At 57.0% G+C, this 26,379-nt stretch carries 23 protein-coding genes; 17 read left to right on the top strand and 6 right to left on the bottom strand.

The window, feature by feature from the left end:
• The first annotated feature begins 707 nt into the window (after positions 1-707).
• The 7 genes from PG871_RS19635 (at position 708) to PG871_RS19605 (ending at position 7,714) form a co-directional block, all read left to right on the top strand.
• Positions 708-2,192: an aldehyde dehydrogenase (NADP(+)) gene (locus tag PG871_RS19635; RefSeq protein ID WP_270732704.1), complete on the top strand. Its 1,485-nt coding sequence runs from the start codon at positions 708-710 to the stop codon at positions 2,190-2,192.
• Between the two features lie 195 nt (positions 2,193-2,387).
• Positions 2,388-3,368, top strand: coding sequence for a TRAP transporter substrate-binding protein (locus PG871_RS19630; protein ID WP_270732758.1), 981 nt, complete (start codon positions 2,388-2,390; stop codon positions 3,366-3,368).
• A gap of 76 nt (positions 3,369-3,444) precedes the next feature.
• Positions 3,445-3,975: a TRAP transporter small permease gene (locus PG871_RS19625; protein WP_270732701.1), complete on the top strand. Its 531-nt coding sequence runs from the start codon at positions 3,445-3,447 to the stop codon at positions 3,973-3,975.
• A 1-nt stretch (position 3,976) separates the two neighbouring features.
• Positions 3,977-5,257, top strand: coding sequence for a TRAP transporter large permease (locus PG871_RS19620; RefSeq protein ID WP_270732699.1), 1,281 nt, complete (start codon positions 3,977-3,979; stop codon positions 5,255-5,257).
• 9 nt (positions 5,258-5,266) lie between these two features.
• A complete protein-coding gene (locus PG871_RS19615; protein WP_270732696.1) occupies positions 5,267-5,983 on the top strand; it encodes a ribonuclease activity regulator RraA in 717 nt (238 codons plus the stop codon).
• Positions 5,980-6,705 (top strand): FadR/GntR family transcriptional regulator, encoded by a 726-nt coding sequence (locus tag PG871_RS19610; RefSeq protein WP_270732695.1) that lies wholly within the window; start codon positions 5,980-5,982, stop codon positions 6,703-6,705. The genes PG871_RS19615 and PG871_RS19610 overlap by 4 nt, the downstream gene beginning before the upstream one ends.
• A 262-nt stretch (positions 6,706-6,967) precedes the next feature.
• Entirely contained in the window at positions 6,968-7,714 is a 747-nt protein-coding gene (locus PG871_RS19605; RefSeq protein ID WP_270732693.1) for an SDR family NAD(P)-dependent oxidoreductase, read from the top strand.
• A 62-nt stretch (positions 7,715-7,776) separates the two neighbouring features.
• Here PG871_RS19605 and PG871_RS19600 read toward each other — a convergent pair whose 3' ends face one another.
• On the bottom strand, positions 7,777-8,835 hold the full coding sequence (locus PG871_RS19600) for a LacI family DNA-binding transcriptional regulator (protein ID WP_270732690.1): 1,059 nt from the start codon (positions 8,833-8,835) through the stop codon (positions 7,777-7,779).
• A 211-nt stretch (positions 8,836-9,046) separates the two neighbouring features.
• Here PG871_RS19600 and PG871_RS19595 point away from each other — a divergent pair, with 211 nt between their 5' ends.
• The 7 genes from PG871_RS19595 (at position 9,047) to PG871_RS19565 (ending at position 18,505) form a co-directional block, all read left to right on the top strand.
• A complete protein-coding gene (locus PG871_RS19595; RefSeq protein ID WP_443020517.1) occupies positions 9,047-10,555 on the top strand; it encodes a sugar ABC transporter ATP-binding protein in 1,509 nt (502 codons plus the stop codon).
• Positions 10,548-11,564, top strand: a complete 1,017-nt coding sequence (locus tag PG871_RS19590; protein ID WP_443020515.1) for an ABC transporter permease — start codon at positions 10,548-10,550, stop codon at positions 11,562-11,564. The genes PG871_RS19595 and PG871_RS19590 overlap by 8 nt, the downstream gene beginning before the upstream one ends.
• Positions 11,565-11,643: 79 nt before the next feature.
• Positions 11,644-12,597: a substrate-binding domain-containing protein gene (locus PG871_RS19585; RefSeq protein WP_270732684.1), complete on the top strand. Its 954-nt coding sequence runs from the start codon at positions 11,644-11,646 to the stop codon at positions 12,595-12,597.
• Between the two features lie 85 nt (positions 12,598-12,682).
• Complete coding sequence (locus PG871_RS19580) at positions 12,683-13,735, top strand: sugar phosphate isomerase/epimerase family protein (protein ID WP_054003176.1); 1,053 nt, start codon at positions 12,683-12,685, stop codon at positions 13,733-13,735.
• A gap of 3 nt (positions 13,736-13,738) precedes the next feature.
• Complete coding sequence (locus tag PG871_RS19575) at positions 13,739-14,881, top strand: Gfo/Idh/MocA family protein (RefSeq protein WP_270732675.1); 1,143 nt, start codon at positions 13,739-13,741, stop codon at positions 14,879-14,881.
• 160 nt (positions 14,882-15,041) lie between these two features.
• Positions 15,042-16,694: a glutamate--tRNA ligase gene (gltX, locus tag PG871_RS19570; RefSeq protein ID WP_270732673.1), complete on the top strand. Its 1,653-nt coding sequence runs from the start codon at positions 15,042-15,044 to the stop codon at positions 16,692-16,694.
• 194 nt (positions 16,695-16,888) lie between these two features.
• Complete coding sequence (locus PG871_RS19565) at positions 16,889-18,505, top strand: GMC family oxidoreductase (RefSeq protein WP_270732672.1); 1,617 nt, start codon at positions 16,889-16,891, stop codon at positions 18,503-18,505.
• Between the two features lie 6 nt (positions 18,506-18,511).
• Here the strand turns inward: PG871_RS19565 and PG871_RS19560 are convergent, their stop codons facing one another.
• From PG871_RS19560 to PG871_RS19540, 5 genes are read right to left on the bottom strand one after another with little or no spacing between them, the layout of a single operon-like run.
• Positions 18,512-19,882: a hypothetical protein gene (locus tag PG871_RS19560; RefSeq protein WP_270732670.1), complete on the bottom strand. Its 1,371-nt coding sequence runs from the start codon at positions 19,880-19,882 to the stop codon at positions 18,512-18,514.
• 3 nt (positions 19,883-19,885) lie between these two features.
• Entirely contained in the window at positions 19,886-20,713 is an 828-nt protein-coding gene (locus PG871_RS19555) for a hypothetical protein (protein ID WP_270732667.1), read from the bottom strand.
• 11 nt (positions 20,714-20,724) lie between these two features.
• Positions 20,725-22,065 carry a hypothetical protein gene (locus PG871_RS19550; protein WP_270732664.1) on the bottom strand — a complete coding sequence of 447 codons (1,341 nt, stop codon included), beginning with the start codon at positions 22,063-22,065 and terminating at the stop codon, positions 20,725-20,727.
• Between the two features lie 3 nt (positions 22,066-22,068).
• Entirely contained in the window at positions 22,069-23,103 is a 1,035-nt protein-coding gene (locus PG871_RS19545; protein ID WP_270732662.1) for a TAXI family TRAP transporter solute-binding subunit, read from the bottom strand.
• Positions 23,104-23,111: 8 nt separating this feature from the next.
• Entirely contained in the window at positions 23,112-23,903 is a 792-nt protein-coding gene (locus PG871_RS19540) for a hypothetical protein (protein WP_270732659.1), read from the bottom strand.
• Between the two features lie 143 nt (positions 23,904-24,046).
• On the opposite strand from PG871_RS19540, the gene PG871_RS19535 reads away from it, so the two are divergent.
• From PG871_RS19535 to PG871_RS19525, 3 genes are read left to right on the top strand one after another with little or no spacing between them, the layout of a single operon-like run.
• Positions 24,047-24,706 carry a hypothetical protein gene (locus tag PG871_RS19535; protein WP_270732658.1) on the top strand — a complete coding sequence of 220 codons (660 nt, stop codon included), beginning with the start codon at positions 24,047-24,049 and terminating at the stop codon, positions 24,704-24,706.
• Positions 24,694-25,785, top strand: coding sequence for a DUF4384 domain-containing protein (locus PG871_RS19530; protein WP_270732656.1), 1,092 nt, complete (start codon positions 24,694-24,696; stop codon positions 25,783-25,785). The genes PG871_RS19535 and PG871_RS19530 overlap by 13 nt, the downstream gene beginning before the upstream one ends.
• A 41-nt stretch (positions 25,786-25,826) precedes the next feature.
• Positions 25,827-26,372 carry an OmpA family protein gene (locus PG871_RS19525; protein WP_270732653.1) on the top strand — a complete coding sequence of 182 codons (546 nt, stop codon included), beginning with the start codon at positions 25,827-25,829 and terminating at the stop codon, positions 26,370-26,372.
• Positions 26,373-26,379 lie beyond the last annotated feature (7 nt).

The following is a 26,379-nucleotide window of genomic DNA, read 5'->3' as shown; positions in this document are numbered from 1 at the left end:
TGCATCTTAAGGTGTGGGAGAGTAGGTCATCGCCAGACCTAGTAAACGACCTCGTAAACGTATCTCTCAACGATGTTAGAAACCAAGCCGCCCTCCGAGGCGGTTTTGTTGTTTCTGGAGCATTGTTTCAACATAGAAGGTGTGTATTTTGGCACCCGGTTGAAGCGCGTGGGTTTTGATTTATGAAATGAAACACCGCTCCGCCTGATCGCATATCCCCAATTGGAGCTTGGCCCAAGCAAGCCAGATACAACCTCACGTCCAATGACAAGACGCAGGGCGAGTTGCGCTGTCTCTAAGGTTACGTAAGCCGAGTAAATCAGCTGCCGCTGGGCTGGTGGCCCGATTAGAAGAAGACCCCAATGATCCCGATGGCTGAGTCATATTGGTGCGAAGCCACGCCACCCTACGCGAGGTTGAAATGGCCGAGGGCACGGCTCAAGACGCACAGAGGATTTTTGGTCAAGATGGGCGGCCTTTGGCGTTTATCAGCAGGCGTTTGCGGAATTCCCATTCTGAGAAACCGCGATTTACCACAGCCTCCTAAGTTGTAATAATTTGTAAAAATATGATTGACAGGTTGCAGTCTCCTGTGGTGACTGACGGCCAAACGTCCCTGTCTGCAACGCGACGGTATCGCGTCGGTATGACGTCGGTGCGAATTTGGCACTCAGAGACCTTACATTTTGACAATTTGAGGACACATCATGCTGATCGGAAAACACCTGATTGCCGGCGACTGGACTGGCGGCGACGAAACTTTTGCCAACGAACCGGTACAAGGTGACTCAGACCATTTCGCGCGCGGCACCGTGGCAGATGTGGCCCGCGCTTGCGAAGAAGCCGAAGCCGCGTTTTGGAGTTTCGGATATTCCGACGACGCAACACGCGCGGCCTTTCTTCGGGAAATTGCGAACCAGATCGAAAAACGCGACGCTGAAATTACCGCAATGGGCGTAAAGGAAACCGGCCTGCCCGAAGCTCGGTTGGAAGGTGAGCGGGGGCGAACCACAGGTCAGTTGCGCCTGTTTGCGGATTACATTGAGGCGGGCGCATATCTTGATGAACGTCATGACCCCGCGATGCCAGATCGCGCACCGTTGCCACGGCCGGATATTCGGCTGAAGCAGCGCCCGATTGGACCAGTGGCGGTTTTTGGTGCATCTAACTTCCCGCTCGCGTTCTCGACCGCGGGCGGCGACACCGCAGCGGCGTTGGCAGCTGGCTGTCCGGTTGTGGTCAAAGGCCACTCTGCCCACCCTGGCGTGTCTGATATCGTCGCACAGGCCATCAATGCGGCGATAAAAGTCTGCGACTTGCATCCGGGCGTGTTCAGCCAGATACAAGGGGGCAACCGCGCGGTCGGCCAAGCTCTGGTGCAGCATCCGCTAATTCGCGCGGTTGGCTTCACCGGATCCTTGGGGGGCGGTCGCGCCTTGTTTGATCTTTGCGCGTCGCGCGCGGAGCCGATCCCGTTCTTTGGGGAACTTGGCTCGGTCAACCCGATGTTTGTGATGGATGGAGCCCTGTCAGCGCGCGGCAATGAAATTGCAGTGGGCTGGGCGGCGTCATTGACCATGGGGGCAGGGCAATTTTGCACGAATCCCGGGATCGCAGTCCTACGGCAAGGCGCAGAAGCCGAAGCTTTTGTCACAGCAGCGAGCGATGCGCTTGAAGCAGTCGCAGCGCAAACCATGCTAACCGATGGGATTGCATCGGCCTATCGCATTGGCACGGCTCAATTGGCCGGAGCCAAAGGCGTCAGGCAGGTGTTGGCAACGACCGGCGGGCCGCGAGAAGCAACGCCGCAGCTGTTTCAAGCAACGGCGAAAGCCTGGCTTGAGGATGAAGCACTGGGGGAGGAGGTCTTTGGCCCATTGGGCCTGGTTGTGACTGTCGAAAATGACGAAGAGCGGCTGGCGTTGGCCAAAGCGTTGCACGGTCAGTTGACCTGCACCCTGCAAATGGACGAGTCCGACCATTGCGAAGCACGGCGCCTGTTGCCGGTTTTGGAACGCAAGGCGGGTCGGGTTCTGGCCAACGGGTTTCCGACCGGCGTCGAGGTTTGTGACGCAATGGTGCATGGCGGGCCCTATCCGGCCTCGACCAACTTTGGCGCGACCTCGGTGGGCACCATGTCGATTCGTCGCTTCTTGCGGCCGGTCAGCTACCAGAACATGCCTGACTTGTAGGACAAAAGTACACTTCCGTACCGGTTTGCAAATCCACCGGTACCGACTGGCCGCGCCTTTGCAACCAAGGGTGCGGCCATTTTTTTGGCTGCTTCGAGTTGGAAGTCCAAAATAAATTGTTGTAAAAATTTGTAATGTATGAGAGTTACAAATCTGACAAATTGTCAGGAGGAGGACAAAATGACATTTGCGAAGATGATTTCGAAAAAGACTCTGACCGCCGCTGTTGCAGCTGCGGGCATGATGCTGCCGTTGGCGGCCGAAGCCAAAGACTGGCGCGGCTGGAACATCCACGTAGAAGACTATCCTGTGTCGCATGGCATGGAAGCATTCATGGCGGATGTGACCGAAGCCACTGGTGGCGACATCAAAGGCAAAGTATTCCACTCGGGTGTTCTTGGCTCTCAGCCTGACGCGATTGAGCAACTGCGCCTTGGCATCATCGACTTTGGTGTATTCAGCCTCGGCCCAATGGGTCAGGCCGTTCCGGCCACCAACGTTGTATCGCTGCCATTCATTTTCAAATCTGTTCCACAGATGTATGAACTGATGGATGGTGCCGGCGGTGAAGCGCTTGGTAAAGCACTTGAAGAAAAGGGCATTGTTGCTCTGGGTTACTATGATGCCGGCGCACGGTCTTTCTATAACTCCATCAAGCCAATCAACACACCAGACGATGTTGCGGGCATGAAAGTGCGCGTCATGAACAACGATCTGTTCGTTGGCATGATCGAAGCCATGGGCGGCAACGCCACACCGATGGCATTCGCCGAAGTGTACCAGTCGATCAAGACCGGTGTTGTGGACGGTGCGGAAAACAATCCGCCATCTTACGAATCCACAAGCCACTTTGAAGTTGCGCAGTACTACTCCATGTCGCAGCACCTGATCATTCCTGAGTGTCTCTGCATGGCCAAAAAGACTTTTGACTCGCTGACCGCGGATCAACAGGCTGCTGTACGCGAAGCGGGCCGCAAATCCACCGAACTGCAGCGTGAGCTGTGGCAGAAGCGCGAAATGGCGTCGATGGAAATTGTAAAGTCCGGCGGCGTCACCGTGAACGAGATTGCTGACAAATCGGCTTTCCAGGCGGCGATGGCTCCTGTCTATGACAGCTTCCTGGCTGCAAACCCGGAAATGACCGATCTGGTCAACCTGTTCCGCAACGCAGAATGATCTGAGTTAACAAATTTGGCAGGCGCCCTGCGGCAAACGTGGGGCGCCTCTCTTTTTCGAAATTGGGGGGAAGACAGTGCAAGAATATCCCGGTTGGATAAATCGCGGTGAGCGCATTCTTGGATGGCTTAGCAATCTCTGCATTTTCGCCGCGTCCTGTGCGTTGGTGGTTTTGGTGACCACGTTTGGCTGGCTGGTGTTCGGGCGCTATGTGCTGAACGCGACGCCGACGTGGGTAGAGCAGCTGGCGCTCTTGTTGGTGTGCTACATTGCTTATCTTGGCGCGGCCGCTGGTGTGCACGAGCAAACCCATCTGGGCGTTACGTTATTTCGCGATGCCATGGGTCCCAAAGTGAGCGCCGTGCTGCGCTTGTTCAACGACTTCGTTCTTGCCGTGTTTGGCGCATTGATGATGGTTGCGAGCCTTGAGCTGTTTCAGTTCGGTTGGTCCACGATGTTGCCGATGCTGGATATTCCAGAGAGTTTTCGCACCCTGTCTGCCCTGTTGTGTGGCGGTCTGGTGTGCATTTTCGCCGGGTTTCGCGCCCTTTTCCGTCTTGCGCTGATGATGCGCGGGCAAAACTATATCGACGGAGAGGTCGTGTAAGATGGGTTTGGCACTACTTCTGGGCGCATTCTTTGGCTGTGTGATAATCGGCCTGCCGGTGGCCTTTGCCATGGGCATCGCGGCGGCGGCCGCATTCTGGTACGAGGGCTTCCCTCTGCTGATCACATTCCAACGGTCTGTTTCGGGCATCTCGGTCTTTTCGTTGCTGGCGATCCCGTTCTTTGTCTTTGCTGGTGAGTTGATGTTGCACGGGGGCATCGCTGCGCGGCTCGTGAAATTCGCCTCGGCCCTTGTGGGCCACATCCGCGGCGGCCTCGCATCGGTGAATATTTTCTCCAGCATGCTGTTTGGCGGCATCTCGGGATCAGCGGTTGCTGATATCTCGGCACTGGGATCGATCCTCATTCCGGTGATGAAGGAGCGCGGCTATCGGCCGGATTACGCGGTGAACGTGACTGTGACGTCATCGATTGCCGGCATCGTAATTCCGCCCAGCCACAATATGATTATTTTCGCGGTTGCCGCAGGCGGCGGTCTGTCGATTTCGCAACTGTTCCTTGCGGGCGTTGTGCCAGGCATCCTGATGTGTGTCTGCCTTGCTGTGGCGGCCTATATCATTGCGGTGAAACACAACTACCCAGCGGAGAAGTTCCCTGGTTGGGGTGAAGTTTGGCGCTCGTCGCTGGCGGCGTTGCCAGGGTTGGTCACAGCAGTGATCATCGTGGGCGGTGTGCTTTCTGGTGTCTTTACGGTGACGGAATCCGGTGCCTTTGGCGCGATCTATGCACTGCTGCTGACGTTCTTTGTCTATCGTTCGCTCGATTGGAACGGCTTTAAAACCGCCGTGGTTCAAGCCGTACGCACAACTGCGATGGTGATGGTTCTGATCGGGTTTGCCAGCTCATTTGCATATCTTTTGGCGCTTTATCAGGTGCCGGACAAACTCGGCTCGTTCATGCTGGGGATTTCGGAAAGCAAATTCGCAATCCTGCTGATGATCAACCTGATGCTGCTGGTGCTGGGCATGATTATGGACATGGCGGCGCTGATCCTGATTTGTACGCCGATCTTTTTGCCGATCGTGAAAAACCTTGGCATGGAGCCTGAGCAATTTGGCATCATGTTGTTGGTGAACCTTGGGCTTGGCCTGTGTACGCCGCCAGTGGGCACCTGCCTGTTTGTCGGTTGTGCCGTGGGGCGTATCCGGATCGAGGAAACGCTCAAATCGATCTGGCCGTTCTACCTTGCGATCCTGTTTGCCTTGATTCTTGTGACCTATGTGCCGGCGGTGTCTTTGTTCCTGCCATCGCTGTTTGACTGAGGAAAACCTATGACTGTACTGACCAAAGAAATCCGCGAAACGCTGATGGGCGTCAGCACCGCGACCCTGACCACAGCGATGTTCAAGCGCGGCTTTCGCAACATCTTTTTTCAGGGACCGCAGCGGCTGAATCCCGGTAAAAACATGGTGGGCGAAGCATATACGCTGCGCTATATCCCGGCGCGCGAAGACCTCGATATGCTGGAAAGCTTTGCCGATCGCGATAATCCACAGCGCAAAGGCGTGGAAGAGTGCCCTGAGGGCGCAGTCTTTGTGATCGACTCGCGCCAAGACGCATCGGCGGCGTCGGCCGGGGGCATTTTGGTGACGCGCCTTCAAACCAGGGGCGTTGCGGGCATTGTCACGGATGGCGGATTTCGCGACACGCCGGAAATTTCAGAATTGGCCATGCCTGCCTATCACACACGGCCAAGTGCGCCGACAAACCTGATCAGCCACCACGCAGTTGCGATCAACGATCCGGTGGCCTGTGGCGGCGTGTCGGTCTTTCCAGGCGACGTAATTGTGGGTGATGGCGAGGGCGTTGTGTGTATTCCGGCGCATTTGGTGGAGCAAATCGCCACAGAGTCGGTGGAAATGACGGTATTTGAAGACTTCGTTCTGGAAATGGTGCAAGAGGGCGTGTCAACATTCGGGCTGTATCCGCCAACCGATCCGGACACGGCCGAAAAATTCGCTGCTTGGAGGCAACGCAACAACCGATGACCCTCGAAGACCCCACTGTGAAAACCGCTACGCGCCGCGGCAAAGACCGGACCTTGTCGGACCGGTGCTACGAAAACATCTTGTCGATGATCGTGAGCGGCGAATTTGCAGTAGGGTCCAAGCTTCCGACGGAACATGCGCTAAGTGAGCAGTTGGAAGTGTCCCGTCCGGTGTTGCGGCAGGCGTTAAAGCAGTTGCGCGAAGACGGCGTTGTGGTGTCCAGGCAGGGATCAGGCTCGTTTGTGCAGCGTCGTCCGGAAGGCGCGGTTCTGGATTTTGCGCCAGTAGGCTCGATTGCCGATATTCAACGCACATTCGAATTCCGTGTCGCCATCGAGGGTGAGGCCGCTTTTTTGGCAGCCGCGCGGCGCAGCGATGCGGATCTCAAAGCGATGCGGGCCGCCCTCGAGGAGTTGGACCGCTGCGTGGCGCGCGATGAATTGGGTGTAGACACGGATGAGCTATTTCATGAGGCGATCTGCACCGCGTCGGGAAATCAGTATTTCTCGGCTGCGCGGGCGTCGATGAAACCCAATATCCTGATTGGTCTGAACCTGACCCGCAATCTGTCGCTGACCAAACCCAAAGAACGGATGGAGATGGTTCAGCGCGAACACTACGCGATTATGGAAGCCATCGAAGCCCGCGACAGCGAGGCTGCACGCTTGGCGATGCGCGCCCACGTGGACAACGCGCGTATGCGAGTGTTTGAGGGGCAATAGCCACACCAAGGCTTGTGCTGATTTGTAACTTATCTGCAAACATCTCTTCGGCCCGTTAAGAGGATTTGCTTGGTGAATCCGGCGCCTTGCTTAGATAAATTGTTAAATTTCAGATCGTTAAGGGAGTTCTCGAATATCTCTTGAGCAACCTTTGCTGCGACTCAAATTTGTAAAAATTTGTATTGCCTAGGGCGCCATCCTGCGATACCCCAGTGACGAAACAGGTTCGTGAATACGCGGACCACAGCACAAAGAGGGTGTCATGGATCTCAAGGGAAAAACGGCAATTGTGACGGGTGGCGGTCGCGACATCGGGCGCGCCTGTGTGATGGAACTTGCCGCGCGCGGGGCAAATGTTGTCATAAACTATTTCGCGAGTTCCGCTGGCGCCGAAAGCGCTGTGGCTGAAATTGAGGCCGCAGGCGGACAAGCCCTGGCGCTGCAGGGCGATCTCACCAAAGAGGCCGACGTTGCCGCGCTTGTCGATGCAACCGTCGCCAAATTTGGCCGCGTTGATGTGCTGGTGCATGTGACCGGCGGGTTGCTCAAGCGGGTGAAGATGTCGGAGATGACGCTGGCGCATTGGAATGCAGTCATGGACGTGAACCTGACATCGTTCGCGCTGATGGTTACGGCGAGTTTGCCACATATGTCCAAGGGCGGCTCCATCGTTGGCTTGGCATCCCAAGCCGGACGCGACGGTGGTGGCCCTGGTGCGGCGGCCTATGGCGCTTCAAAAGGTGCCGTAATGACGCTGACGCGCGGACTGGCCAAAGAGCTGGGTCCTGATATTCGCGTCAACAGCCTATGCCCGGGTATGATCGACACAGATTTTCACAACACCTTCACGACCGATGCCGTACGCGAACACGTGGCAGGCATCACACCGCTGAAGCGGGAAGGGTCGTCCGAAGAAGTTGCTAAAGTGGTTGGCTTCCTTGCGAGTGACGAGTCCTCTTTCGTGACCGGCACCAATATTGATGTGAACGGCGGAACGCTCTTTTCCTGAGGCGTTTCACGGGTCCTCCCGTGTTGGCCGCTGCTCCTGCCGGAGCGGCGGCTTTCGCTATTTTAGGGGGTATCGCGGCGGGTCAGCTGGTGAGCGGACGACGGCGCCGGTCCGCAGCTTTCACGCACCACCAGATCACCATGCAAGAGCTCGTGTTGTCGCGGCTTCTGGCGGGTCTCTAGTCCGTCTAAAAGGAATGTCATCGCCCGTTCACCGATCTGGCTGCGCGGCTGACGGATTGTGGTCAGCGCGGGAGTGATGTGACTGGCAAACGGGATATCGTCAAAGCCGATCACCGAGAAGTCTTCGGGCACGCGATAGCCGCGCAGGCGCAGAGCCGAAATCACACCAATCGCCGTATTGTCATTGAAGCAGAAAAACGCAGTGGGCAGAGTGTCTTTGATGAACAGGCGCTCGACCGCGGCGCGACCGCTTTCAGAACTGCTGTCGCCGTCGATGCTCCAGCTTTCCAGCGGTTCGGAGTACTCGGCAAGGCCAAGGCGATAGCCTTTCTCGCGGTGTTCCGAAACAATGTTGCCCGGCCCGCCTGTGACATAGACGATGCGACGATGCCCCAGCGACACGAGGTATTCAGTTGCCATCTTTGAGGCCGCGACATCGTCAACCCCAACATAGGCGAGATCTTCGGTTTCAATAGGGCGCCCGACCGCGACGGTGGGCGGCAATTGCGCCGGAGTGGCGTGTGGTCCTCCCGCGACAGGTACATGACCGGTGAGGAGTACAAGACCGTCAGCCATGCCCGTAGACAGGAACCGCATGTGGGCTTCTTCCAGTGCGATTTCACCCTCGGTATTGCCGATCAGCACCCCGTAGCCGCGTTCGTTGGCGATCTTTTCCAGGCCGATCAGAATGGTCGGAAAGTTCGGGTCAGCAATCGATGGGGCAAGCACCATGACCATTTGCGAGCGCTTCATCCGCAGATTTTGGGCCATCGCGTTTGCGGTGTAACCGGTGCGGGCAATCGCGGCGGTGACCTTCTTGCGGGTGCTTTCCGCGACCTTCTCGGGGTTGCGAATCGCACGGCTGACGGTCGCGATTGAGACGCCTGCAAGCTTGGCGACATCCTCGATTGTCGCGGGTTTTCTGGTCTCTTCCGTCACCGGATTTTGCGCCTGTCTGCGAAGTTGAATTCGCTTTGTAAATCAATGCTGTTGCGGCAGGTATAGCCTTTCGGGTAAGCGGTGAAAAGGTTTACATCAATTTATGAAAAGGTTTACATAAGTTATGAAAAGGTTTACATCACAACAAAACAAGCGGTGAGAAACCGTACAGACTGCACAGGGAGGAGAGACTGTGCCCGATGGCCAGACCATAGCCGCGTCGGTGCTTTGCGCCGAGCGTATCAGCAAGTCGTTCGGAACCGTGCCGGTTCTGTTCAGCGTGTCGATGGATATCAAAGCCGGCGAAGTTCACGCGCTGATTGGCGAGAACGGCGCGGGCAAGTCCACGCTGATGAAAATCCTCTCGGGCTTTCACCAACCCACTTCGGGCCGCATCCTGATGGACGGCCAAGAGATGACCTTGCCGCCCAATGGAGAGACGGAAAAGTTGGGCGTTGTTTTGATCCACCAGGAACTGAACCTCGCAGAGCAAATGACGGTTGAGGAAAACGTCTTTCTTGGGCGTGAAATCACAAACCGTGGGCGGCTCGACCGACAGCAGATGGCAGAGGTCGTGCAGGGGTATCTTGACGACATCGGCCTTAACATCGCGCCGGGCGACCGGATTTCCGACCTGTCCATTGCCCAAAAGCAGATGGTTGAAATCGTCAAAGCCATGAGCCGCGATGCGCGGGTTCTGATCATGGATGAACCAACAGCGACCCTTACAGAAGCCGAGACCAAGCTGTTTTTCAAACAGATTGCGCGACTTAAAGAACAGGGCGTGGCGATCATTTTCGTGAGCCACAAGTTGACCGAAGTGAAAGAAATATCGGATCGGGTCACCGTGATGCGGGACGGCCAATGGATCGCCACCCAAGAGGCCAGCGACCTAACGCTGGACGCCATGGCGCAGATGATGGTTGGTCGGGAACTGTCGGATCTTTACCCACCTATCAATGAAGCGGACGTGGATGCCGACCGTGTGTTGGAGGTTAAAAACCTTTATGCGCCCGACGTTGAAGGCGTCAGCTTTTATCTGCGCAAAGGCGAAGTTTTGGGGTTTTCGGGTCTGATCGGATCAGGGCGCACGGCGGTGTTTGAAGCAATCTGTGGCCTCGCGCCGATTGACGGAGGCGAGGTGCTTTTTGATGGCGCGCCAGCCGAGTTCACATCGGTGTCCAAAGCCCGCGATGCGGGCGTGGTTTACTTGACCAAAGATCGCAAGGGCAAAGGCCTGCTGCTCGACAAGAAGATGCGCGAAAATCTGACGCTTTTTGCGTTGCCGAAGTTTGTGCGCAACGGATCTGTCGATCGCAAGGCCGAAGCTAAGGCGATGGAGCGCGCCGTGCGTCGTTTCGACATTCGGTCGCGTGACGCCAATATCGATGTCGGTGATCTGTCGGGCGGCAATCAGCAAAAACTGCTGCTGGCCAAGGTCATGGAATGTGACCCGCGCATTCTGATCATCGATGAGCCGACGCGCGGCATTGATGTGGGCACCAAACAGCAGATCTATCACTTCATCGCCGCCATCGCCGCCGAAGGCGTGTCGGTCGTAGTGATCTCATCGGAGATGCCGGAAGTCATTGGCGTCAGCCACCGCGTTGCGGTGATGCGCGAGGGCCAGATCACCGGAATTCTGAGCGGTGATCACATCAACGAAAATGAAATCGTACGCTATGCCGCTGGGCTAAAGCGGGAGACAAACCATGACTGAGACTGCCATGACACAAACACCAAAATCCCGCTTTCAGAACTTTGATTTCAAGACAGCCGGACCGGCGATTGCGCTGATCCTTCTGTGCATCATCGGGTTTCTGCTCAATCCGGCCTTTCTGAGTGAGGGCAACATAACCAACCTGCTGACGCGATCCGCCTTTATCGGGATCATCGCCGTTGGCGCGACTTTCGTGATCACCGCTGGTGGGATCGATCTGTCTGTAGGGTCTATGGCCGCTGTGATTGCGGGCGTCATGATCATTGTGATGAATGGCGCGGTCGATACTTTTGGCACTGGTGTCACCACTGTTTTGATTGGCTGCGGCTGCAGTGTGATCCTTGGCATCGGGGCCGGGTTCATAAACGGCTTTCTGACCACCAAAGGCAAAATCGAAGCCTTCATTGTGACGCTTGGCACGATGGGCATCTTCCGCTCGCTGGTGACCTATTTCGCGGACGGCGGCACCCTGTCGCTGAACTATGACATTCGCGGTGTGTATCGCCCGGTTTACTACGACAGCTTTGCCGGTTTGCCGATCCCCGTGTGGGTGTTCATCGTGGTGGCGATCTGTGGTTGGCTCTTGCTCAACCGGACCGCCTTTGGCCGCTATTGCACCGCCATCGGGTCCAACGAGAGCGTTGCCAGATACTCTGCTATCCAGGTCGACCGGATCAAGACCTGGACCTATGTGCTGCAAGGCCTGTGCGTGTCGCTGGCGACCATTATCTATGTGCCGCGATTGGGCTCCGCGTCGTCCTCAACTGGCGTTCTCTGGGAACTGGAGGCCATCGCAGCCGTGATCATCGGCGGCACGGTTCTCAAGGGGGGGTATGGCCGGATTGGGGGCACCATTCTGGGTGCGCTGATCCTGACGACCATCGGCAATATTCTGAACTTTACCGATATGATTTCCAACTATCTGAACGGGACCATGCAGGGTCTGATCATCATCGTTGCGGTCTGGCTGCAACGCGGTGACTGGGGCCGGAAACACAAGAACAACTAAGTTTCTCGCAAAAACTTGCGCGAAAGAACCGGGCGCCACCGGACAGGAGAGGTGCGTCCAAATTCCTAGGGAGGAAGACATGAAAACACTTAGCAAAATCAGCACACTGGCGGCTGCGGCGACGATGTCGTTGGCAGGGTTGGCAAGTGCCGAAACGATCAAGATCGGCGTTAGCTACCCCACTCCGACCCATGCTTGGGCGGCGGGTATGAACTGGCACGCTGAACAGGCCGAGAAACGCCTTGAGGCGCTGTATCCTGATGTGGATCTGGTGCTGATCAACTCGCCTGATCCATCCGCACAAGCCAGCGCGCTGGAAGACCTTGTGTCGGTGCATGGCATTGACGCGCTTGTGGTTCTGCCGTTTGAAAGCGAGCCGCTCACCGATCCGGTGCTGAACGTCAAGAAATCGGGCGCTTTGATTACCGTGGTGGACCGCGGTCTGAGCCAGCCTGGCATCGAAGACATCTATGTGGCGGGCAACAACCCTGAACTGGGTCGCGTGTCGGCGCAGTACATGAAAACCCGCTTGGAATCCGGTGACAACATTGTGGTTCTGCGTGGTATTCCGACGCTGATCGACAACGAGCGTTTCGATGCCTTTATGGCCGAAATGGAAGGCTCTGGCGTCAATATTCTCGACCACAAACACGCCAACTGGAACCGTGATGACGGCTTTGAAGTGATGCAGGATTTCCTGTCGCGTTTCCCCGACATCGACGCGGTTTGGGCGCAGGATGACGATATCGCGATTGGTGTTGTGGCTGCGCTGAAGCAGGCGGGTCGTGATGGCGATGGTATGTTCGTTGTTGGCGGTGCCGGCATGAAAGAAACCATCAAAGGCATCATGGACGGCAACGAGCTGGTGCCTGTGGATGTGCTGTATCCACCAAGCATGATCGCCACAGCGATGGATGTGACCGTGGCTGCATTCAAATCCAACGGTCCAGTGGCCGGTCGCTACATTCTGGGCGCGACCCTTATCACCAAGGAAAACGCGGCCAGCTTCTATTTCCCTGACTCCCCGTTCTAAGTCGACGATTTAGGGAAATTCGGCAAGAGGGCGTTCTCCCAATCGTCCTCTTGCCACAACCACCCCCGGCAACAGGAGAAAGACAATGAAAACCATCAAAGGTCCCGCGCTGTTTCTGGCGCAGTTTGCAGGGGACGAGGCACCGTTCAATTCATGGGACAGCATCACCAAATGGGCGGCCGATTGCGGATACAAAGGCGTTCAGGTGCCAAGCTGGGACGCACGCATTTTTGACCTTGGTAAAGCGGCAAGTTCACGCAGCTATTGCGACGAATTGGTTGGCGTGGCCAAGGAAAACGGAGTTGAGATCACCGAATTATCGACCCATCTGCAAGGCCAATTGGTGGCCGTACATCCGGCCTATGACGAGGCTTTTGACGGCTTTGCCGCACCCGAAGTGCACGGCAATCCAAAAGCACGACAGGCGTGGGCGGTGGAGCAGGTCAAATTGGCCATCACCGCAAGTTATAACCTTGGCATCCATCAGCATGTGACATTTTCCGGCGCGCTGGCGTGGCCGTATGTTTACCCTTGGCCACAGCGGCCTGCGGGTTTGATTGATACGGCGTTTGAAGAATTGGCGAACCGTTGGCGGCCCATTCTGGACCATGCGGATCAGATGGGCGTGGATATTTGCTATGAAATCCATCCGGGCGAAGATCTGCATGACGGGATCACGTTTGAGATGTTCTTAGAGCGCGTGAACAATCACCCGCGCTGCAACATGCTTTATGATCCGAGCCATTATGTGCTGCAATGTCTGGATTATCTGGACAATATCGACATCTATCGCGACCGGATCAAAATGTTCCACGTCAAAGACGCGGAGTTCAACCCGACAGGCCGGCAGGGTGTCTATTCCGGCTATCAGCCGTGGGTCGATCGTGCGGGACGGTTCCGCTCGTTGGGCGACGGTCAGGTCGATTTCAACGCGGTGTTCTCCAAAATGGCGGCCAACAACTTTGATGGCTGGGCCGTGGTCGAATGGGAGTGCTGTTTGAAGCATCCCGAAGACGGTGCCCGCGAAGGCGCGGCCTTTGTGCGCGACCACATTATTCGCGTGACCGAAAAGGCGTTTGATGATTTCGCGGATACTGGCGCCGATGACGTAACCAACAAACGTATGCTGGGGATCTGAGCGATGACACGACCAATCCGACTTGGCATGGTGGGTGGCGGCAACGATGCCTTTATCGGCGCGGTACACCGCATTGCGGCGCGCATTGACGGACAGTTTGATCTGGTGGCGGGGGCTTTGTCGTCGACACCTGAAAAAGCACAGGCATCCGGTGCGGCGCTCGGGCTTGATCCGGCCCGCACCTATGATGATTTCAAGGCGATGGCGATCCGCGAGGCGCGATTGAAAGACGGCATCGAGGCCGTGGCCATCGTGACGCCGAACCATGTGCACTATCCGGCCGCGCGGGAGTTCCTCAAACGCGGCATTCATGTGATCTGCGACAAGCCGCTGACCTCCAATTTGCCGGACGCGCGCAAATTGGCGAAGGCGGTGGATAGCTCGGACGCGCTGTTCATTCTGACGCACAACTACACCGGCTATCCCCTGATGCGCCAAGCCCGCCAAATGGTGGCGGACGGCGCGCTGGGCGACATTCGCGTGGTGCAGGTGGAATACCCGCAAGACTGGCTGACCAAGGCGCAGGACGGTGACAACAAACAGGCCGCATGGCGCACCGATCCGGCGCGGTCTGGCGCTGGAGGGTCAACCGGTGACATCGGCACGCATGCCTTCAATCTGGCATGTTTTGTTTCTGGTCTTACACCCGAAGCGCTGAGCGCGGATTTGCAAAGCTTTGTGCCGGGGCGGCAAGTGGACGACAACGCCCACGTGATGCTGCGGTTTCAGGGCGGTGCGCGGGGAATGCTTTGGTGCTCCCAAGTCGCGCCGGGCAATGAAAATGCGCTGAAACTGCGGGTATATGGCTCAAAGGGCGGCATCGAATGGGCGCAGGAAAACCCGAACCAGATGCTGTTCACCGAGTTTGGCAAGCCGACGCAAATCCTGACCCGCGCCGGGTCTGGCATGGGGGCAGCGTTTGAAAACCTGACCCGTACGCCCGGTGGCCACCCCGAAGGCTACCTTGAGGCTTTTGCCAACCTTTATGCGCAGACCGCAGACGTGATCCGCGCGCATACGCCTGGGGCAAGCCTGCCCTCAGACCCACCCCTGCCGGGGATCTCGGACGGGTTGGCCGGGGTGCAGTTTGTCGATGCCTGCGTAAGTAGTTCACGCAAAAACGCCGGTTGGGTCTCGCTGGGGTAAGGCCACGCAATACATTAAGACGGAAGCGGGTCCTTGCTGGCCCGCTTCGTTTTGTGCGCAACCCTTGTCAACAAGGCCCATGCCCACTAGAGGTGACGCAAATTCGCGCTGCGCCATTTGGGGCGTGGCAGTCGCTGTCCTTTCTAGAAACGCTGGTGTCATGTCCAACATCGTAGATCGCATTTTTCCCAATCCACTGCCCACACCCGAAGAGCTTGCAGAACGTTTTCCAAAGCGCGACCTGCCTGAGGGTGCGATGGTTACGCGGGTGGGGCCAAGCCCGACCGGTTTCATGCACATCGGCACGCTTTATGTGGGCCGTATCTGTGCCCATTTCGCACGTGAAACTGCTGGCGTGTCGATCTTGCGGATTGAAGACACCGACAAGAAACGCGAAGTCGAAGGCGCGGTGGATTTCATCACCCATGCCTTTGACCACTTTGGCGTGACGTTTGATGAAGGCGTCGACACCGAAGGCAACGACAAAGGCGCCTATGGCCCTTATCGCCAAAGCCAACGCATGGAGATCTATCAGGCCTACGTCAAACATCTGTTGGCGACCGGCAAAGCCTATCCGTGCTTTGCCTCCGGCGAAGAGCTGGAAGCGATGCGCGACAAGCAGCAACTGCGAAAGATGCGCACCGGGTACTATGGCGTATGGGCTGAATGGCGTGATCGCCCCGAAGAGGACGTGCAGGCGGCTTTAGACGCCGGCACACCTTTCGTGATCCGCTTCCGCGCTGAAGGCAAGATTGAGCGCAAAATGAAGTTCGAGGACTTGCTCTTTGGTGAACGTAAACTGCCGGAGAACGATCAGGACATCGTGATAATGAAGGCCGACGGCCTGCCGACGTATCACTTTGCCCATGCCGTCGACGACCACCTGATGGGCACCACCCACGTCATTCGCGGTGACGAATGGCTGTCGTCGATCCCGACGCATTTGCAGCTTTTCGAGGCGCTGGGCTGGGACGCACCGGAATACGCCCACATCGCGCCGATCAACAAGATGGACGGCACTTCGCGTCGCAAATTGTCCAAGCGCAAAGACCCCGAGGCAAGCGTCGGCTATTTTGAGGAGTTGGGATATTCCAACGAGGCGGTGCTGGATTACCTGATGACGCTTGCAGATGCCAATTTTGAGGACTGGTCCAAAGAAAACCCCGAGACTTCGTCGTGGGAATTCCCGCTCACGATGCGCGGCCTCAAGGGCAGCAGCGGGCCCTTGTTTGATTTCGAGAAACTCGGCCACATCAGCCGCAACTTTGTCTCGACGCTCAAGAGCGACGAGCTTTATGACCGCGTGCTGCCTTGGGCAAAGACGCACGACACTGATCTGGCAACATTGATGACGGCGGATCCTGATCGGTCCCGCGCCATTATGGCGATTGAACGCGATGAGGCGCAGAACCCGCGCAAGGACATCGAAAAGTGGAGCGACGTTAAGGGCGAGCTAGCCTATTTCTTTGACGACCGCTTTACCCTGACCGCTGATGAGGCGCGGGCGATGGTGGATTATCTAAACGCGGATGAGCTGGCGGCCTTGGTAACCGAATTCCTTGAAGGCTATGACCCAAGCGATGACAACCAGACTTGGTTCGGAAAAATGAAAGAGTTGGGCGGCAAGCACGGCTTTGCCTTGCGTCCTAAAGATTTCAAGCAAAACCCGGACGACTACAAAGGCACCGTCGCGCATGTGGCCAAGATTTTCCGCGTGTTGCTGGCTGGAAAAGAGCGCTCGCCTGACCTTTACTCCATCATGCAGGTGATGGGGCCGGAACAGGTCAAGGCGCGGGCATCTTTGGTGCTCTGAGTTTCTAAGTTATTGATAATGATGTGAAAGGCAGGGCTTTTGGTCCTGCCTTTTGCGTTTTGGCGGCAAAAGTGACGGTAAGTCACTTTGCAAAAAGCTGGACCGAACGACGTAACCGCTGCTTCACTGGTTCAAATCGGAACGCGGCGATGTTTTTGGAGGACATCAATGCGCTCGTTGGGGGAGGGACTGTTGTGAGCTATGATTTTGTGATTGTCGGAGGCGGCTCGGCTGGGGCCACGATTGCATCGCGTCTGAGCGAAGATCCACAGACAAAGGTTTGTTTGCTGGAGGCAGGCGGCAAAGGCGACGGCATTCTCGTGCGTGCGCCGATTGGCGTGGTCGCGATGTTGCCGGGCTATGGCAAGATCAACAACTGGGCCTTTGAGACGGTGCCGCAAAAGGGGTTGAACGGGCGCAAAGGCTATCAGCCGCGCGGCAAGGCGCTGGGCGGATCAAGCGCGATCAACGCGATGCTGTACGTGCGCGGCCAGCGGCAGGATTATGATGGTTGGGCCGACTTAGGCTGTGACGGTTGGGGATGGGATGCGGTGCTGCCCTATTTCAAAAAGGCCGAGAACAACGTCAACGGCGCGGATGATTTTCATGGCGATTCCGGGCCTTTACAAGTGTCCAATGCCAAGGCGCCGCGCCCCATTGCGCGCGCATTTGTTGAGGCCAGCAGCGAGATGCAGATCCGTGAGACGGCGGATTTCAACGACGGCGACAACGAGGGGGCGGGGCTGTATCAAACCACGCTGTTTCACGCCCCCGATAAGAACGGCGAACGGTGTTCTGCGGCGGCGGGGTATCTGCATCCTGTGATGGATGCGCGTCCCAATCTGACGGTGATCACGGGGGCGCATGCCACCAAGGTTCTGTTGGAGGGAAAACGTGCGGTCGGGGTGGCCTATCGGCAGGGCAAGACGGACCAAGAGGTACGCGCCGACAAGGAAGTGATCCTGTGCGGAGGCGCCTTCCAAAGCCCACAGTTGTTGCAGCTTTCCGGTATTGGCCGGGCCGAAGACATCACGCCGCATGGCATCGAGATGCAGCATGAACTGGCCGGCGTCGGACAGAACTTGCAGGATCACATCGATTTTGTTCTGGCCTACAAAACCAAGGACACCGACAACATCGGGATTGGCGTACGCGCCACCGCCAAACTGACGGGCGAGATTTTCAAATGGCGCAAGGATGGCAACTCGATGGTGGCCTCCACGATTGCCGAGGCAGGGTCTTTCTTCAAAACCGATAGCAGCCTTGAACGCCCCGATGTGCAGACGCATTTTGTGATCTCCATCGTCGATGATCACGCACGCAAGCTGCATCTTGGTCACGGATATTCCTGTCATATCTGCGTGTTGCGCCCGCATTCGCGGGGTGAGGTGACATTGAATTCCGCTGATCCCATGGCACCACCCAAGATCGATCCGAACTTCTTTGATGATGAGCGGGACATGCAGACCATGATCAAAGGCGCCAAGATAACGCGCGCCGTGTTGGAAGCGCCAGCGCTGGCGAAATACAAACACAAAGAGCTGTTTGGTCTGAACGACGCGATGAGCGACGCCGATTGGGAGGAGCACATTCGCGCCCGCGCGGACACGGTGTATCACCCCGTTGGGACCTGCAAAATGGGCGTGGATGACATGGCCGTGGTAGATCCACAATTGCGGGTGCGCGGGCTGGAAGGGTTGCGTGTCGCAGATGCTTCGGTGATGCCGACGCTGGTCAGCGGCAACACCAATGCGCCCACCATCATGATTGGCGAAAAATGCGCCGACATGATCAAGGCGGCGCAAGCCTAGGTCAGATCAACTCTCGTCAGTTTCTTCAGATGGCGGGGGAGTCTCGCCGTCTGCGGGGATTGCCTCAGCCTCTTTGCGATTGCCATGCTTTGCTGCGCGTGGCGCGACAGGCTCAACTTGAAGAATGCTAAGTATCCAGCCGATCACAGCGGCAAAGAAAGTGACGGCAATGACCAGTGCCGGCTCCACAAACAGCCGGTCAAACAGCGTCAGAGACAGGCGGTTGCCTGCCACGCGCGACGGTCCGCCGGGCTGTATCATGTCAACCGCGTAGGCCTCGGTCGACACGTTGACCTTGTACATCTCTCCGTCGAAATGCACCTGACCCCACATCAATGAGGTGAATTCTTTGCCCGATGCTTTCTGAAGGCCGCGCAATGTGGCACCGCCGGGGATCGGTGTGGCGTCGCGATTGGGGCGGTATACCCGCCGACAGCCGGTCGCGGACAACATTGTGAGAGGCCCGCAAAGCGTTTCTCGCACCAAAATCTCGATACTGCCGCTGGTGAATTCCAGATCGGTGCTGGGCCGCCAGTTGCCTTCGGTATTGGCCACCAATCGGCGTCCGATATAGCCCGGACCATCGATCGGAATTGGCTCGCCTCGCGGACCGAAGGCAACTTCCGTTTGCTTCGCCTTCGGCTCGTCGCGCGCACCCGAGTCAGCACTTTCTGATTTCCGACAGCTTTCATCTTCAACAATGACGACGTGTTGATCAAAAGTCAGACTGCCGGTTGGTTGCTCTTGATCCAGCAAAAAGACGTCAACAGGCGCATCAGCGCCTGAAATCACATATTCGGCTCCCGCGAAGTCCAAAGCGGCAAGGGGAACGGGTTCCTTGTTCGGGACGAATTGCCGCGCGGACGGGCCCGTCGCAATGAAGGCGCGCGTCCAATTCAGGAAACGATCAAAGTAAGTCCGACGTTTCTTGTATTCGTCACCTTTGGCCGCGCGGATCTGCAGGCGTTGCAGCCCGTTCAAAATGTCAAATTCCATAACGGCGCCGTGTTGCGGCTCCAAATGACCGTAGACGCAATGGCCGTCACTACTATCATCCGATCCGCCTGTTTCCGATGCGGCTCCGGTGTCAGATTTTTTTACGACGTCTTTGTTGCCGGTTGTCATCCGAACGCCGGAGACAAACAGCATCGCCTGCTCACTGTTTGTGACCTGATATTCAAATCGGGACGTTTCCGCCTCAATTAGGAAGTAGTCGCCGCGTTGGCCGCCGATGCGGACTATCGTGAAAAGCAAGAGCGCTAGGCCAATACCAAAAAGCGTCAGGGAGGCTGAAATTTGCAAGGCCGGTAAGAAAGCTTCTACCCGATCTTTGATATTGTCGCGTGGGACTTTGGTGTCTTCAGAGCTATTTTTCATGTATCAGTTTGGTAGTCTAGGAAGGGCCAAACGGGCGCGGTGAGTGCTTTCTTCGCCCAGAGACGTCACGGCCACGCTCAGTTCCCAAAGGCGATGTTTGTCTGTGCCGATGTCTTTCAGGGCGATTGAGCAGTCATAGCCGCTTTCTACGCGCACGCTCGGCGCGCAGCTCAGCGGGGTTGGATCGGTTAGTTCGCCAGCCTCCGACAAAACGCCAGCCAAAGTCGGAGCGACGGTGCCGGTGCCAACTTCGAGCACGACCAACAACGTGTCTGGGTCATTTGTCAGGCTGACAGGAACGTAATACGACGAGCGGCCTGCGAGACAGTCCAAAGCCACCATTGCGCGCATCAACAACATGTCTTCGGAGTATTCGCTTTTAACGTCCGGATGCTTTGATTCATAAGCTGCATTGATTAGGTCCGGGGCTGTGCTGTCACGGACAAATTGCTCTGCTTTGGTGCCGCCTGTCGCGGTGTAGTATCCGTTGATTGTGCGCACTTCGGCACAGATTTTGACCTTGTCGCTGTGTTTTGCAGCGACGTCACCCGGCAGGATAATGGGCGCCAAAAGCAGCTCGCTAAGTGTGACGGTCTCTACGGCATCAGAAAAGTCGGGTGTTTTCTTTTGCTGGGTCAATTGAATGCCGGCAAACAGTCGGTTGGTGCGGATGCTGTGCTTGTGATTGCCCGACATCGTGCCGTCGCCTGCCTCGACATGTTCCGTCATTGCAAAGGCACCAGCGGGGCGCAGGTCGACGAATTCGGCTTGTGCCGTGGCAGCCCAGGTTGCGACAAGGGCGGTCAGAAATGGTCGTGTGAAATTGATCATGTCAGGTCTCCCTAATACTCGATTCCCTTGAAACCGGATTTTTTGCCTTCGGCTTCCTCGTTCTTCCAGGAGAATACCAGTTTGTGGCCCGGTTCGTTGAAATATTGTGCCAAAACGCCGGCGAAATCTGACAACTGCTTAAACCGTAGCTTTTCGCTGCCCTCGGAGTTGGACACGGTGAGGCGGGTGATCAGATCGCCCCGCCCAAACAGCGCATCCGGCGTGGTTTGCACCACGATCACGCCGCCGAGGCTGCTGTCAAAGCCCAGCTTTTCAATGCCCATGTCCGCAAGGGCTGCGGCAAGAATACAGGCGCGGGCCTGCGAATTGTTATCGATACCGGTTTGCGCCCGCAAAGCGAGGGCCTCCTGTAGGCTGTCCGGGGAAAAGCGGCAAACCTGCGGGTCATGGCGCCAATCGGTTCCGAGGCTGGTCGAAGACAGCGTGCCGGACACATCGGCCAGATTGAACTGGCCATTGATCGTGTCAAACAGCACGTGGGGGATTTGCAGCCCCTGACGGCCAGGCATATTGCGGAAATCGGCAGCGCGTCGGCTGATCTTTTCAACCTCAATGCGGGTTTCCGCAAACACTGTCAGAAGCGGTTCATCGTTTTCCATGAAAGACAGAAACGCGCGGGAGAACACCGAATGCACGGCCACTTCGCCACCCAGATCAAAGCCGTCTTTTTCGCCTTCAAGGTCGGGGCTGTCGACAAAGTCAAACGCCACGCCTTTTGGTGAGGAGCTGTAGAGCACCAGCACTTCTTCGACTGAGGTGTCAAAGCGGGGCTTTGTGGGCGCGAGGCTCGCGCCATCCACCAACGCTTCGTCGCCGCAGGCATTGATGATCAGGATGATGCGGGCGGGATTGGCCTCTGCAAGGCGGGCGACCACATCGCTGAGCTTGATGCTGCCAGCGCGCATATCGCCGACAGAGGCATAACGCTCGCCGTCGTCCGGCACGCCCACCAGATAGTTTGACGTGCCTTGCGAAAACCCGTGGCCGTTGAACACAAACACCACTTCCGAGCCGGAAGTGATTTGGCGGGCTGCCGCATCCAGCTCGTTTTCCAAACCCGCGGCCGTGCGATCAAACGGCACCTCGTTGAGAACCTTCCAGCCCATTCCGTCCAGCACTTCGACATATTTGGACGCATCATAGTGCGGAGAATAGAGGTTCAGCGAAGACCCTTTGATCGGTTGCCCGTCGGCGCGGCGTTCATAGCTGCTGTTGCCAACCACAAAGGCAAAGCGGTCCGGTGCGGATTGCGCCACTAGCGGCGCAGCGCAAAGGCCCGCCGTCAGTGCGATCAACGCTGTCTTTAACCAGTGTGTCGTGCGGCGCAGCATGGATCACCTTTTGCCAGCGAGGGCCGCATTGGAGCAGGTGTAGCTGTCAGCCCGATTGTGGCCGCTGACAGGATCCACTTCGCGCCACTTGGGGTGGCCGCCGTTGGGCGATTGCCGCAGGTCAAGGCCTTCAACAATATTGCGGGTCAGCTTTTCGATCTGGGTGCAATACGGGTTGTCTACGTCGTAATCAAACGCCACCAGCAACGCGGTCACAGCCATGGTGCGCACGTCGCGATCGAGCCAAGGATAATGCAGTTTGCTGAGGATGGCTGGGCGGTAAGGCGACTCGCGATCACTATAAAGCTCGGGCAAGTCCACCGGCAACAGGGTTACATCTCCGCCAGCCTGAATGGAGCGTCCGACCTCGCTGGGCGCGCCGGAAACACTAAAGAAAACTTCATAACCGCCTTCACCGAGGAAAGGCAGGCCCGGTTCGACTTCGGAGTTCCCCCAGTTCAGGGTTCTCTCGGCATGGCCCATTTGTTCGTAAAGCCAGCGCGCGGTCAGGTTGGTGCCACTTTTATCTGCGCCGGCGTTGACGTCCCAATCGCCTTCCATCAGCGCCTCGATGGACGGAATGTTGTATTTGGCGCGGGTGAAGACGTGGATTTCCTCGCCATAAAGCGGCATCACCACCTTGATGCGGTCCACGATGCTTTCCAGCACAGCGTCGCCTTTGGCGCGGGCGCGAAGCTGTTCCAGCACGTCGGCCTGCACAAAGGCAAGCTGATAGAATTTTTGTTCAGACGGGCCTTCGTATCCAATGAGACGTCGCAGGTTTTGGACGGAGCCCTCGCTGGTCGCGATCTCGAGCGGCACATCGCTTGGCATCATCTGTTGGATTTCCTGCGCGAATTTATAGTACGTTCCGTCGGCTCCGCCAGTTGTGATGGTCAGAACGGGCACGTCTTCTTGGGCCTGTGCCAGAGGTGCCGCGCCTAAAGTCACGGACAATGCCAAAGCCAGCGTGGCGGCGGAACATGTCGCAGCCTTCACAAGACGGCGCGGAAGGTCAAAGCAAGTCAAATTGGCCATCGGATCCTCTATTTCGTTCTGAAATCTGAAACGGTTGCATATCCCACACCCAAAGACGGGTGTACCACCATAAGATGATCTGGGTCAGCGGTTTTTATTATGATGACGGTTTCATTCGGGCGGGTTACTTCGCCCAAAGTGTCCGCATTTTCGTCGGCAGTAACCCGCAGCGCCACGCCTTGTGGCGCCTGCGTGAAGGCCAGCGATGTGATGGTGGGCGCATCGGGGGCAGCATCAAGTGCCGCCGACAGGCGCCCCATAAGATCGATGCGTACCATGGCCGCATCAAGCGCCTTCAGCGTTTGCGCCATCGCCTCCACCTCCTTTGGGTCGGCGGCTGGGCTGGCGTTCTCCTGGAGCCGTGAGAGGTCTTGGAATTTAGCGCGAAGATCGGCAATTTGACCTGCCAGAGTTTCCCGTTCTGCCTTCAGGCTAGCAAGCTGAGCCTGAAGCGTGCCCAGAATATCGGCGCCCAAGTCGGGTGCGTTGCAGTGAAAGGTGAACTTGCCACGTTCAAGGTCCGGCAGCGTATCGCAGTTGGTGCTTGGCGGGCGATCCAGCCAATCCCAAATCTGCGATTGCGCCCGCTTTACGCGGCTCACCCTCGCCTCTTCTCTTGTCGCGAGAAACTCCGGAAGGTCGAAGCGCAAGTATTGGAACCGGCAGTCCTGAAACTTGCCGCGTTCCAGAACCGGTAGCTCACCGCAGATCACAACCGGCTGCGGACCCATTGCCTCTAGAACCGATGTGCCTTGATCGACCTGAGCAAATGCCGCCCCAGTGCTGAAAATAACTACCAAAGGGGAAAGCTGAAATAGCCCCAAAAATCTCAATTTTTTAAACCTGTTAAGAGTGTTGCGACGCAGGATATCCCTGACTATTCTCGACATTGCTAAGATTTACAATTGATTCTTTGAAGCTTGAGATTTGACGGCAGGGCCTGATGAAACAGAGTTTGGTGGCGGTGTGTTTGGTTCTGGGGGCAATAGTGATGCCCGCGGGAAAGCCGTCGATGGCACTAGCGCAGGCGTTGACGGACGGTGACATGGACGAGCTGTCGCTGACAAAGTTCGACACCATCATCGAAGATATCGAGCGCCGCGTGGAGTTGGTCCGGGTTGGCTCCGTCGGTCTTCAGAACGATGCAAAAGCTGCGCAGACCTCATCAGGATCGGACGTCGTGGCGATTCCGGCAACAAGCCGGTCGCGTACAAATCCATTGTGTTTTCAAGACAGCGACTATGGGCTGACATCGCCGAAGCGGCTGGACGCCTACTTCGAAGATGTTGAAGCCGCGGTCAATGACGCGGGTTCGTTTCTGTCGTCCTTTGTCGGTTTGACGGCGATGAACAAGCAGGGCAATTGCCCGTCGTTCATGACGGACATCCTGAATGAAGCAAAGCTCCGGTTGGCAGACGTTCCTCGTGTGGAGTTGTTGGATGTCACCTATCATCTGGAAAGTTGCTGGCCTGACAGCGGGGTTCTGGATAGCGCAGGGGCAGAGGTCGATATGGATCAGGAATACGCCAATTCCCGCCAGATGCTGAGCCTCTATGGCGACGCACAACGCAGCTTTCGGGAGGCGGCGGCATGGTGCGAGTGAGCAGGGTGTTAATGCGTGTGGCGCAATGTTTGGTTGTGGCCTTGGCCGCCTCTTTTGCGGGGTCGACGGCGGCGTTGGCGCAACAACCTGACGCTGTGCGCGAAATCAACGGCTTGGTGAACGAAGCTTTTGGCGAGCTTTCGCATGTGCGTGATACGATCTACAAAACCCGTCGTCAGTTGTCTGAATGGGAAGCGGATTTGGCACGCGGCGCAGTGCAGCCAGCATCCAATCTGGGGGCGTCCGTCTCTGGCGGTGCCGTGGCACAACAGATTGCGGCGCATCCGATGATCAGCAATGCCACCCGCGATTGTCAGGATGAGTTGCGGGCCTTGGGCATGCCGGACCAGTTTGCCGATCCGGTACGGGCGCTGGCCTGTGCGCGCAATTTGTCGCCGCGTATTCGGTTTCCTGTCGAAATGGAATGTGCGTCCCTGTTCTGGACAACAGGGGCAAGCGGCCAATTGCGGCTGACCGGCCACGTCCAAAGCGGCAAGGACCGTCAGGCGCTGTCAAAACGGTTCAGCCCTGAAATTCTCGCGACGGTAAAAGAAGTGCCCTATCCGGCATGTGCGGCAGTGACGGCCTTGGAAATTCCGATGACTTCGGACCTAAAGCCCGAGGTGCGGATGCTGTCCAACCAGACACGCATCCCCTTTAACGAAAGCTTGGCGTTTGAGGTAATGACACCGGATTTTTATGCCTTCCTGTATCTGGTTTATCTTCAAGCCGACGGGTCGGTTGTGAACCTTTTGCCAAAGCGCGGGCTGATGCGCGCGCAACACGCGCCCAATACGCAGTTGCTGTTTGGCGATGGCCGCGACGGGCGCCGCACGTTCACAGCCACAGCGCCTGCAGGGGCCGAGGCGATTGTTGCACTGGCCTCGCGCAGCCCGATCGATCTGCTGGATGATCTGGAGCACGGCGCGGCGGGGCAATACGCCCAGAACGGATCACAGCCGCTGACGCAGCCGCAGTTTCTGAAAATTTTGGATTTGGCGGCCAACCAAACGGTGCAAAATAGCACGGAGCGGCGTGAAATTTCGGCTGAAGTTTTGTATCTAAACGTGATACCCTAACACCGTAGGGTTGAATTTGAGATTCTGAGGGGAATGGTTTTATGCGTTTTGGGACGGTTGTTTTAGCAATTTGCGCCGCCATTGGATTGGCCAAGCCGGGCTTTGCACAGGTTGTGAAAAGTCAGTCAATTATCCAACAACTGACGCCACAAAATACCGGGCCACAAGTGCGGTCCATGTCGCCGATTGCCAAGCGCGGCATTGATATTCAGGGGCAACTGCCCACCGAAATCGACCTGCCCTCGGTCAGCTTGACGGTGAATTTTGAACTGGGGTCCGCCTATTTGACCACGGATGGAATGCTTGCGTTGCGGTCGCTGGCTAAGGCTTTGCACGACCCCACACTGACCGGCATGACCTTTCAGATCGCAGGGCACACTGACGGGCGTGGCGATCATGCGTTTAACATGAAATTATCGGATGCGCGGGCGCGCACGGTGGTCGAGCATTTGACCACGATCTACGACGTACCCGTCGGCCAGTTGATCCCGATCGGATATGGCATGTCGCGTCCGATGGACCCCGCGAACTTGATGAACCCACTCAACCGTCGGGTGGAAATCATCAATCTGGAACCTTTGTCATGATGGCCGT

Source organism: Shimia sp. Alg240-R146 (assembly GCF_947331465.1).
Lineage (GTDB): Bacteria > Pseudomonadota > Alphaproteobacteria > Rhodobacterales > Rhodobacteraceae > Shimia.
The sequence above is the reverse complement of the archived record's forward strand: the minus strand, read 5'-3'. Positions and strand labels throughout refer to the sequence as shown.